An 11,926-nucleotide genomic window follows, 5' to 3' on the forward strand; every position below is an offset into this window, starting at 1 on the left:
TTCATTGCTTTTAATGATTTACTTAGTGACTCGTCATCAGTAAGCTAGGTCGGCTATATTACTCTCTTCTTCGAAGAAGTCAAGCAGTTGTGCTATTTATTTTTCCTTATCTCTAAACCTATTCTTAAACTATAAAGTTCGTCTCTAAAACCAACTCAATAACCCAAGCTATTGTTTATCAACAAGTTTTATTTAACAGCACCGCCGATGGATTCGCATTATAGACCATTCCTAATCCAACGCAACCCCTTTTTTTAACTATTTCTTCCGCTTGGTCAGTTACTGTGCGTTTTTCAGTATTTTTATGCTTTAATGCTGCTTTTTAAAGCATAAAACACATTTTAATTTTTAAAAGTTATAATTTAAAACCAGTGTGCCACGATGTTGCTTAACATCTTGTGCAAATTCTCCATCGTAATTTAATCCAACTTTCAATTGTGAATAGAGTGTTGTACTGATTCCTAAATTAATTTTAGCAGCGTCTTTAGCAAGTTGTGACCCTTCAACTTGATAACTGGCTTGTGACCCTGCAAAGGATAAGCGTGATAAACCATTCAAGTCACCAAATGCATGCGTCCAACCCGCACCTGCATGTACAGTGACATCATGAGATAAATGAGGAAGTTGATATAAGGTTCGCAATCCAATCGTTGAGAATGTGGTATTCAATCTCGTTTTTTGACCTGTTAACGAGGCAATGCCTGCATCATGCTCTCTAAATGAGTCTACCTCAGTCACAATATGTGATACACGAACATAGGGCTCTAAAGGAAATACTAAATCAGGCTTTGCCCAATACTCACCAAAAATCTGACCACTTCTGACATCTACATTTGCAGATGCTTGTGCATTTAAACCCTCTATATTGATCGTTCGTGTTGCATCTGCACGTGCAATTCGCCCCGTTAAGCCCAATGTGACTCCTGACTGTACATTGTTTTGGCGGGCATAAATACCAAATTCGGTATTGTTATCCTTTGCTGAAAAATACCGATCAGCAACTTTATTGTGTCCACGACCTTGCCCTAATACGGCGCCAATGGATGCTGTATCATTAAGTTGCCGTTCTGCACCGACGAGTGCGCCATAATTTGTGTATTCACTATCAAACCAAGAACCATTATTTTTAATTTGTTTACCATAACCTTGCATCCATACACTGTTTGACGCATTTCGTTGTTCAGCAATCATATGTGATGTTGCAAGTAAATCTTGAGTTGCATGCAGACTTAAAGCTGTATAGCCTTCACCCGAGAGTTGGTCAAATGACGCTTTAGCTTGGGCTTCGCTTTGTTTTGCAATAGTATTGTATAGTGTTTGACCAAACCCCAATCGCTCTAAACCGTTCGCCACTTGTACTTGGTTGTTATTTTCAGCAACTGTATTAAAGCTTTTATCATTTCTTAACAGTTGTAAGGTTACAGCTTGTGCATCATAACGAAGCTTTGGTGTTAAAAAGCTAAAATTACTACTGACCTGATCAAAGGTTCCTGTAATCCCCTGCTTTGCAGTGAGTATTTGATAGTCTGATAATAAATTATAATTGCTTCCAGCTCCAACATGTAACACTGTCCCGCCACGAAGGGTAATAGAACCTGCAACATCAATTCCACTTGAGTCCTTTACTGCTGAGTTCGTAAATACTGTCAGTTGTGCACCTTGATCTATAGTTAAATTATTTGAGACAGATAAGCGATCATTTGAGCTGCCTAAATCGACCACCCCTCCCTTCATCACATATAGATTTTCAAGCTGTCCTTTACCTGTCAAGATGCCGTTATTTCCAACAACTGTTTTTCCAGCCAAGGTACTTTGGATATTAAATCTGCCTTGTTGGATGTTGGTTTGACCTAAAAATTGGCGACCATCACCTTGATAAATGAGTTCTCCCACACCTTGCTTGTAAAAATTGCCTTGTCCTTGCCATGTATTTTTCATCACTTCTTGAGTGGTATTGTTAATAATTACATTGGCCTGATTATTAATTTCACCTTGACCAAATGATTGACCATTATTACCAAGTAACGTCCCTTCTAATACCTTTGTTCCGCCAGACCATGTGTTATGTCCAGCTAAAGTGAGCTGGCCTGTCCCTGTTTTTTCCAAACGCCCTGTACCACTAATATCGTTTAACCAAAGATCTGCTGCAGAAAAACCACCTTGCGCGGCATCCATATGAATAACTGTATTTTGATTCAAAGCACCATAGCCATATCCTGCTTGATATAAGTTTAGCGTGTCATACCCTAGTCCATTATCCAAAATACCACCGCGTGAATAAGATGTTGTGCTTAAAATCTCGCGTTGTTGTTGTGCCGTTAAATATGGGTATCGTGTTTCAATTAACAGTTCTGCATTTTTAGGGACAATTGGCGCGGCTGATGCATCTCCAATGACAGGAAATGTATGTGCAAATGTGTATTGATCATAACGTGCTTTATTGGCTTGATAGATTTGATAGGTTTGGTTTAAATCTTGGCTTGAATAACAACCTGCAATATTGCCCCCACATTGTTGAGCAAAAAATTGCTGCGCTTGTTGATAAGCAGCTTTTCGAAGCTCAGGATTCTTGGCCAACCCGTCAATCGTATAATATGTAGCATGCATTCGTCCCCCAATAACATCTAATGGCGAATGAATGCCTGCAACCACTCTGCTATAGCCAATTTCGCCTGCACGTAGAACCAAGTCAGAATATTGTTGTGGTACGGTATATGCAACTGTTAATGCTGCTAAATAAGCTGCGTTGGTATGGCCGCTTGGAAAGCCGCCATCGCCTTCACCTGTTGCAGGTACTCGTGCAACTAAAGAAGGTTGTAACACCCAACTTAAATTTTCCCCATTTAAAGTTTGCCGAAATGGCCGTGGGTAATTGTAGGCATTTTTTGCTGGTGTGGTAGATGCAGGATAACGGACTGTATCGACAAGTTTAATTAAGTCACTGAGCTTTGTGCTCGAACCTAAACCATTTCCTTTGTCGGATATACGTCCTGAATAAGCCTCTTTAGGGATCCCTTGAACTGTGGTAAATGCGCCAGTTTCTTGTTTGAGATAACCACTTAAAGGGCCTAAACCTTGGATAATGGCATAATTTGCATTTTGTGCATCAAATTCAAAAGCCTCAATTTCTTGCTGTTGTGTTCTTTTTTGAGCAATATCAATGACTGTATTTACATTGGTCTCTAAAATGCTTTGGCCAAGTAAGGTAGGTGTACCTGAATCCCAAGTACGACCCAATTGCCAAAGCTGATTAAATCCTGACAAAACATCAACCCCAGACTTTGCTGACACAGGTTCTGCGGAAAAAGTATATGGTGTGGTTAAAAGGCAGGAAATCGCCAGAGCAAGGCGGTGCTTTATAAAAATCATTGGTTGAATCGTTATATTATTAAGTTAGGCCACTCAATATACTGACGCTCTATGACATTTATCTTGCAGAAAAATAAATTATATATTAATCATCTAACGTAAATATAAATTCACGTTAGATGGAGTCCCACAATAAATTGCTCAGTCAAAAATTTATTTTGACGTGGCTTTTTCGCGTTGACGAACATACTTTTCAACTTTTTCGCGTGCACGTTGACGCTTTAGTGGTGATAAGTAGTCAACAAAAAGTTTACCTTCTAAATGATCCATTTCATGCTGAATACAAACAGCAAGTAATCCATCAGCATCAACCTCTACGGTTTCATTATCGAGATTTAAATATTCGATTTTGACGCGGCATGGTCGTTCAATTTTCTCATAAATTTGAGGAATTGAAAGACACCCTTCTTCGTACTGTTGGGTTTCTGTGGTTAATGGTGTTACTTTAGGATTCATGAACACCATCGGTTGGTCTTTGGTTTCAGATAAATCCATGACGATGAGCTGAATATGCTGATCGATTTGGGTTGCTGCAAGCCCTATACCCGGTGCGTCATACATTGTTTCAAACATATCATCCACAAGTTGCTTAATTTGAGGAGTAACTTGTTCAATCGGCTTGGCTTTGATTCGTAAACGCGGATCAGGAAAGCTTAAAATTGGTAATAAGGCCATGTGCCCTCCTTAAATTTCTCTTGTATATACGATAAACTGAGTTCGTGATAGAACTTTTCATCATATTTTCGTTATTATAACGTAAACTCAAGATTATCTTTTTAGGCTTTGCATCGATGAAAAAATATTTTAGTCAGAACAAACCTGTTTTTGTAAGATCTAAGCGTGTTGTTGTGCAAACCTTACTTCCAAGTGTTTTAGTTGCAGCAAGTGTATTGAGTTTTCAAACTACTTTTGCAAGCAGCACAACTATTTCTAAGAATGCGCCAGATACTTATATTGTTAAAAAAGGGGACACTTTATGGGGAATCGCGGGGAAATTTTTAAACAAACCTTGGCAATGGCCAAAGATTTGGGTCAAAAATAGTCAAATTAAAAATCCACATCTTATTTATCCAGGTGATCGATTATTGTTGTGTTTAAGCAATAACGCCACTTTGATTGGTAAAGATGAAGGTACAGGCTGTGCGGGTATTGTATCACGATACAATAATCCGAATGAAGTACGTCTTTCTCCACGGGTTCGTGTTGAATCTGAGGGCGAAGCCGTTCAACTCATTCCATTAAAGAACATAAAAACATGGTTAAAGCAGTCTCAAATTCTGCCTGAAGAACAAATTCGTCAATTGCCTCATGTTATTGGTGTTGAGGATAGTCGCTTAATTGCAGGTAAGGGACAAAAAGTCTATATTTCAGGGCAAAATTTAACGATTGGCCAATCATATAGTGTGTACAAAAAACTTGCGCCTTATATTTTAGGCAAAGGTACGCGTGATGAGCATTATGCTGGTACCGAGCTGATCAAAATTGCATCAGGCATTATTACACACAGTAAAGATGATATTTCGACATTAGAGCTTACTGAAAGCTTTGACAAAGAAGTCACTCGTGATGACCTCATCTTGCCGCAACAAAATATTGACTTGCCAAGTAACTTTGCGCCTGTCCCTGCAAAAAATATTGAAGGCTCAATTATTCGTGTGCTTGATTCAATTGGTGATGCCACTAAAAATAGTGTTGTGACCATTAATCAAGGCACTCAACAATCTGTTCAAGCTGGGCAGGTTTTTGAAATTGTGCAATCTGCTGGAACCGTTAAAGATAAAGGTAAAATTAAAGAATTGCCTTATGAAAAAGTAGGTGAGCTTTTAATTTTCAGAACATTTGACCAGTTAAGTTATGGTTATATTTTAAATAGTACCATTCCAATTAAAATTGGCTCAAAAGTTATTTCACCTGAATCATAAGCAGTGACATGTTAAACAACCTTTCAGAGCAACACCTAAATACCATTACATTATGGTATTTAGTCCAACATTCGATGACCGGCTTTAATACCATTAAGCAATATTTTGGCTCAGTGGAACATGCTGTAACAGCTGAAAACTTACTACGTTGGCAAGACCTGCCCCTTCATAAAAATCATGTAGAACGTGCTCGGCACTTCATGCAACCTGAGCAGCAGGCAAAGTTTCAAAGTTGTGTACAAACTCTTCAGCAGCAATGCGATTTCATATGTACACCTGATGATTCAGATTATCCGCAACAACTATTGCCTTATTTAGACCATCCACCTATTTTGTTTGGACAAGGCCATGCTGCTTTATTAAATCAAGCACAAATAGCCTTGGTTGGTAGCCGAAAAGCCAGCAAAAATGGCTTACAAACCAGTTATGATTTTGCATACTATCTAGCTGAAAAAGGTTTTGTGATTACAAGTGGTCTAGCTGAAGGTGTTGATTCAGCAGCGCATCATGCTGCGTTAACTATAGGTCAGACTATTGCAGTCATGGCTACAGGAGTTGAACAAACCTACCCCAAAAAAAATCATACTTTACGGCAACAAATTCTCAAACAAAATGGGACACTCATTACTGAGTTCTTACCTTTTACGCCTCCATTAAAAAGTTATTTTCCACGTCGAAATCGTATTGTCAGTGGTTTAAGTCTAGGAGTCGTTGTCACTGAAGCAAGTTTAAATAGCGGCTCACTGATTACTGCAAAATTGGCTGCTGAACAAGGAAAAGTTATTTTTGCTGTGCCTGGACATATTCATAATCAAGCACATCAAGGTTGTCACCATCTGATCCGTGAAGGTGCAATTTTAGTTGATCATCCAGAAAAAATTATTGAAGATTTAGCATTACCAACACAATGGCAATACGAGCAATCTACACCACAGCAATCTCATGCTTTACCAGAAGCGCATACCATCCCAGACCATTTGATCGCAGTATATGATGCTCTAGATTGGGACGGTCAAGATCTTGATCAACTGGCAAACAAAACACAGCTTAGTGCCCATCATTTATTGGCACAACTTATGGAGCTTGAACTCTTGAACAAATGTATTCAACAGTTTGGACGCTATAGTCGCGCCCCACGTTAATAGGACGTTTTTTCATGCTTACTCATCAAATTACAGCGGCTGCTTTGTGTCTAAAAGAAGGTAAAACATTAGCCTATCCCACAGAAGCTGTTTGGGGATTAGGCTGTGACCCTTTGAATGAAGCGGCTTTTCAACATATTTTACAGTTGAAACAACGCCCAATTGAAAAAGGCGTTATTTTACTTGCAAGTGATATATCACAAATTCATCATTTAATTGATGCTCTCCCTCAAGCATTGCAAGAAAAAATTATGACAAGCTGGTCTGTAGAACATCCCAATAAACGTGCAATCACATGGCTTTTACCTGCTCATGAGACTATTCCTCAGTGGATTAAAGGCAACCACCCTTCTGTCGCAGTGAGAGTAACTCGCCATCCTTTATGCCAAGCATTATGCCAAGCATTTGGCGGCTTTATTGTTTCAACCAGTGCTAATCCAGCCGGGTTAATACCAGCGAAAACACAGTATGAAGTTGAGAACTATTTTAATGATCAAGTCGACTATTTAGCGGGTGAGTTAGGCTCATCTAATGAACCAAGCATGATCATTGATGCACGAACAGGACAAGTGATCCGAAATTAAGGCAAAAAAAAGCTCAGTCTAAATGAGTAGATGACTGAGCTTGAAAAACGATGTGTTATACACATCAGAGGGTTAACTATAAATCTTTGTCCGTCTCATCAGGACAGTTTTATTATGTATAAGATTCACTATAATTTAAAATAGTTTTAAAGTATAAGTAAATTTTATCTTTTTAACCCTATATGTTTATATAATTTCTTTATTTCACTGTTTTCAAAAATAAAAAAAGAGAAAAAGGTGCTATTTCCCTGTTTTTGTATACAAAAATAATACAGATCGTTCTGATTAATTATTCATCAATCAATTTTATAAAAATTTTTGCAATGATAATTTGATTCAATTAATTACAATTATTCATTTAATGTCTTAATGACAAAAAATAAAGTATAATTAATACACGTTTTCTTTAAAATATATGATTTAAAAAACACTATATTATAAAAATAAGATATATATCAAAATAATTTTATGAATGAGTTCTATTGCATGTATTAAATCGAAACAAAATAAAGCTGTTCAAAAGAGATATCTTATTCTAGTCTTTTATGATAATCATTATATGTTCATGTATTAAAAACACGTTGAATATCAATTTATTATTTACATATCAAGGAACAGTACATGTCGATCTATAACATTCCAGTCAAAACAATTAAAGGCCAAGAAATTCAGCTTGATCAGTATCAAGGGCAAGTTTTATTGATTGTAAATACTGCCTCAAAATGTGGTTTAACTCCACAATACGAAGGCTTACAACAGCTGTATCATGACAAAAAATCAGCAGGGTTTGAGATTCTAGGTTTTCCTGCCAATGACTTTCTAGAGCAAGAGCCTGCATCTGAAGCTGAAATTGAAGAGTTCTGTTCATTAAATTATAAAGTTGATTTTCCGCTTTTTTCTAAGATTACCGTTGTAGGCGAAACAAAACACCCACTTTATCAATATTTAACTTCTGCACAACCAACCCGTGTTGGTGGCGAAGCTTTTCAACAAAAATTAGAAAAAGCCAATATTCCTGTTCGCTCTCTGCCAGAAGTACTGTGGAACTTTGAAAAATTTGTTGTGAATAAACAAGGTGAAGTGATTGCTCGTTTCTCTCCAGATACTTTGGCGACTGATCCTCAACTCATTGAAGTGATCGAAGCTGAATTAAACAAGTAATTTAGTTCCATATGCAGGTGAGTCACTAACACTTACCTGCATTTAAGCAATATTCAATTGATAGCTCGCAGTTTGATTGACATCTAAAGTTTGTACTGCTGTAGCAACTTGCCCATTTTCTACACAAACAAAATTCTTCCAATCTTCATCAATCACATCAGACAGTTTTTTTGACTTATCTATCCATGGATTCCACACTACAACGCTTTCTGTATTGGTGGTAATTTTAATTGGCTCAATTGCCTTAGATTGAATGACATACTCACCATGTGTTTGCGGATAAATCCGATCTACTTCACGCTCAATCATCAGAAAATGCTCTGACTGCAAATTCGTGGTGTTGGTAAGCTGATCAATATAAGACAAACCCTGTAAACCATAAATTTCTGTGCTTGATAGATCTACATTAAAGTAGCTGTGCCAAGCAAATGTAAAATCAAATCTTGTTGTATCTAAATTGGTAAGTTTAAAATCTAGTTGTAATGTATCAGCGCAATGAATGGTCAGTTCAAGCACAAATTTATAAGGCCATACGGCATGCGTTTCTTCATCATGTCCAAGCTTAAACTTTAATACATGGCTTTGGTCATGCTCTAAACGAATATCTTCACATTGCCATATTTTATTGCGCGCAAAACCATGTGAAGGATAGTTTGGATTACTATGTGGACCAAACCAAGGAAAACATAGTGGAATCCCACCTCGAATGGCTTTGTTTATAGTGTACTGATTGCCTCTTGATAACCATAAGCGGTCTGTTGGTGGCATTGTTTTTTTGGGTATAAAGGATAAGACTTGGGCACCTTGTAAAGCAATAACTGCATAACAATGTTGGTTATCAACCACGATCACATCTAAATTTGTGGTGAGATATTTTTCTTGGCGAATGCCTATCGGATAAGTTTTTTGCATTGATCTAGTTTTTTTAATTAAGTTTAGTTGAGTGTACCTTGTCAACACGCAATAAAAAAGCCACCACATGGGTGACTTTTTTATGATGCTCAATTTACATTGAGCGATTTTTAATTTTGCGAATGGTTTCAAGCTGACCTGCAATCTCTGAAAGAGAAGCAAGTGCTGCTGCTGAATCCAAATCACTTTTTTGATTTTCTAACAACTGCTCAGCATGTTTTTTGGCTTGCAAAATCGCAACTTCGTCTAAATTGCTAGCGCGAATTGCTGTATCAGCAAGCACAGTCACCACATGTGGTTGAATCTCTAAAATGCCACCTGATACATAGACAATTTCTTCTGCATCATTTTCTAACACCACACGAATGGGGCCAGGTTGAAGCAAAGTGACTAATGGTGTGTGATTGGCTAAAACACCAATTTCACCATCAATACCTTTTGCAATAAGCATTTTTACTGTACCTGAATACAGCGACTCACTTACACTTACGATGTCACATTGCATAGTCGCCATGAGAGGATCTCCTATAAATTAGAGTTTCTCAGCTTTCGCAATAACTTCATCAATACCACCCACCATGTAGAACGCTTGTTCTGGGATGTGGTCGTATTCACCAGCTAAAAGCCCTTTAAAGCCACGAATTGTGTCTTTAAGTGATACCAATTTACCAGGTGCACCCGTAAATACTTCAGCAACATGGAATGGTTGAGAGAAGAAACGTTGAATCTTACGTGCACGATACACAACAAGTTTATCGTCTTCTGCTAACTCATCCATACCCAAGATTGCGATAATGTCTTTTAGCTCTTTATAGCGCTGTAGGACATTTTGTACTTCACGTGCAATATTATAATGCTCTTGACCAACAACCAACGGGTCTAACTGACGCGATGTTGAGTCAAGCGGATCAATTGCAGGGTAAATACCTTGTGATGCAATATCACGGCTCAGTACAACAGTTGCATCTAAGTGAGCAAATGTTGTTGCTGGCGATGGATCGGTTAAGTCATCGGCAGGTACATATACTGCTTGGATTGACGTAATCGAACCTGATTTAGTTGAAGTAATACGCTCTTGCAATACACCCATTTCTTCAGCAAGTGTTGGTTGATAACCAACAGCTGATGGCATACGACCAAGGAGTGCAGATACTTCTGTACCAGCCAATGTATAACGATAAATATTATCTACGAATAATAAAACGTCACGACCTTTTCCGTTTGCATCTTTTTGGTCACGGAAGTATTCAGCCATGGTTAAGCCAGTTAACGCAACACGTAAACGGTTACCTGGTGGCTCATTCATCTGACCATAAACCATCGCAACTTTATCAAGTACGTTGGAATCTTTCATTTCGTGATAGAAGTCGTTCCCTTCACGAGTACGCTCACCAACACCAGCAAATACAGATAAACCACTGTGCGCTTTAGCGATGTTGTTGATTAATTCCATCATGTTTACTGTTTTACCAACACCGGCACCACCAAATAAACCAACTTTACCACCTTTTGCAAATGGGCAAAGTAAGTCAATGATTTTGATACCTGTTTCAAGCAAATCACGTGATGCAGCTTGATCTGCATATGACGGTGCTTGACGGTGAATTGGTAAATGAGATTCTGCTTGAACAGGACCTGCTTCATCGATTGGACGTCCTAAAACATCCATAATACGACCTAATGTTCCGTCACCTACAGGTACAGAAATTGGGCCATGTGTATTTGTTACCGGTAAACCACGCTTAAGACCTTCAGTTGATCCCATTGCAATGGTACGTACAACGCCGTCACCAAGCTGCTGCTGAACTTCCAATGTCGTTTCAGTACCATCAACATGAAGCGCGTCGTAAATTTTAGGAACACTGTTTCGTTCAAACTCGACGTCGATAACCGCGCCGATGATCTGAATGATATGACCGCTACTCATTGCTGTCTCCTCAATCAAATTTCAATATTATTAAACGGCAGCGGCACCACCAACGATCTCAGAAATCTCCTGAGTAATCGCGGCTTGACGCAGCTTGTTATAAACGAGTTGTAGATCTTTAATCAGCTGACCTGCATTGTCAGTTGCCGCTTTCATAGCAACCATACGTGCAGATTGCTCACACGCAATATTTTCAATCACGCCCTGATAAACCATTGACTCAACATAGCGAACCAATAAACCATTGAGCAATTCTTCTGCATTAGGTTCATAGATGTAGTCCCAACCGTAGTTACGTTCAAGACTTTCGCTTTCTTCAACAGGCGCCAAAGGAACAAGTTGCTCAACTTTTGGCTTCTGTGTCATTGCATTGACAAAACCATTTGATACTAAGTAAATGCGATCTAACTCGCCTTTATCAAATGCATCAAGCATGATTTGTACTGAGCCTGAAAGTTGATCTAACGTTGGTGCATCACCAAGCTGTGTTGTCGCCCCAAGCACGTTACCGCCGTAGCTTTTAAAAAAAGACACCGCTTTTTGACCAATCAAAGCAAATTGAACTTCAATTGATTGCTCTTTTTGTTGCTGCACATGCTGAACCACTTTTTTAAACAAGTTAATGTTCAAACCACCAGCAAGACCACGATCAGAAGACACAACAATGTATCCTACGCGCTTAACTGGACGCTCTACCATATAACGGTGTTTATATTCAGGGTTCGCTTGTACCAAGTGAGCAATTACACGGTGCATATTTTCGGCATACGGACGCCCTGCTGCCATGCGCTCTTGTGCACGACGCATTTTCGAAGCAGCAACCATTTGCATTGCACGCGTAATCTTTTGCGTGTTTTTAATGCTTGCTACTTTGGCGCGTATTTCTTTTAAATTTGCCATATGCTTAAC

General features: G+C 38.5%; 10 protein-coding genes. 4 read left to right on the plus strand and 6 right to left on the minus strand.

What is annotated here, in order from left to right; genetic code table 11:
• Positions 1–348 precede the first annotated feature (348 nt).
• Both CFY84_RS10175 and def read right to left on the minus strand, forming a co-directional pair.
• Positions 349–3,291, minus strand: a complete 2,943-nt coding sequence (locus CFY84_RS10175) for an autotransporter domain-containing protein (RefSeq protein ID WP_171289079.1) — start codon at positions 3,289–3,291, stop codon at positions 349–351.
• Positions 3,292–3,522: 231 nt separating this feature from the next.
• Positions 3,523–4,044: a peptide deformylase gene (gene def, locus CFY84_RS10180; RefSeq protein ID WP_088824242.1), complete on the minus strand. Its 522-nt coding sequence runs from the start codon at positions 4,042–4,044 to the stop codon at positions 3,523–3,525.
• A gap of 116 nt (positions 4,045–4,160) precedes the next feature.
• Between def and CFY84_RS10185 the strand changes: the two genes are divergently transcribed.
• The 4 genes from CFY84_RS10185 to CFY84_RS10200 all read left to right on the plus strand — a co-directional run bounded on the left by CFY84_RS10185 (position 4,161) and on the right by CFY84_RS10200 (position 8,178).
• A complete protein-coding gene (locus CFY84_RS10185) occupies positions 4,161–5,291 on the plus strand; it encodes a LysM peptidoglycan-binding domain-containing protein (protein ID WP_088824243.1) in 1,131 nt (376 codons plus the stop codon).
• Between the two features lie 8 nt (positions 5,292–5,299).
• On the plus strand, positions 5,300–6,433 hold the full coding sequence (gene dprA / locus CFY84_RS10190; protein WP_088824244.1) for a DNA-processing protein DprA: 1,134 nt from the start codon (positions 5,300–5,302) through the stop codon (positions 6,431–6,433).
• Between the two features lie 14 nt (positions 6,434–6,447).
• Entirely contained in the window at positions 6,448–7,017 is a 570-nt protein-coding gene (locus tag CFY84_RS10195) for an L-threonylcarbamoyladenylate synthase (protein WP_088824245.1), read from the plus strand.
• 621 nt (positions 7,018–7,638) lie between these two features.
• Positions 7,639–8,178: a glutathione peroxidase gene (locus tag CFY84_RS10200; RefSeq protein WP_088824246.1), complete on the plus strand. Its 540-nt coding sequence runs from the start codon at positions 7,639–7,641 to the stop codon at positions 8,176–8,178.
• A gap of 42 nt (positions 8,179–8,220) precedes the next feature.
• Here the strand turns inward: CFY84_RS10200 and CFY84_RS10205 are convergent, their stop codons facing one another.
• The 4 genes from CFY84_RS10205 to atpG all read right to left on the minus strand — a co-directional run bounded on the left by CFY84_RS10205 (position 8,221) and on the right by atpG (position 11,917).
• Entirely contained in the window at positions 8,221–9,090 is an 870-nt protein-coding gene (locus tag CFY84_RS10205; RefSeq protein WP_171289080.1) for a D-hexose-6-phosphate mutarotase, read from the minus strand.
• A gap of 94 nt (positions 9,091–9,184) precedes the next feature.
• Positions 9,185–9,604 carry a F0F1 ATP synthase subunit epsilon gene (locus CFY84_RS10210; RefSeq protein ID WP_088824248.1) on the minus strand — a complete coding sequence of 140 codons (420 nt, stop codon included), beginning with the start codon at positions 9,602–9,604 and terminating at the stop codon, positions 9,185–9,187.
• 18 nt (positions 9,605–9,622) lie between these two features.
• Complete coding sequence (atpD, locus tag CFY84_RS10215) at positions 9,623–11,017, minus strand: F0F1 ATP synthase subunit beta (RefSeq protein WP_088824249.1); 1,395 nt, start codon at positions 11,015–11,017, stop codon at positions 9,623–9,625.
• A gap of 30 nt (positions 11,018–11,047) precedes the next feature.
• Positions 11,048–11,917, minus strand: coding sequence for a F0F1 ATP synthase subunit gamma (gene atpG / locus CFY84_RS10220; RefSeq protein ID WP_088824250.1), 870 nt, complete (start codon positions 11,915–11,917; stop codon positions 11,048–11,050).
• Positions 11,918–11,926 lie beyond the last annotated feature (9 nt).

It is taken from the genome of Acinetobacter apis, assembly GCF_900197575.1.
Taxonomy (GTDB): Bacteria; Pseudomonadota; Gammaproteobacteria; order Pseudomonadales; family Moraxellaceae; genus Acinetobacter; species Acinetobacter apis.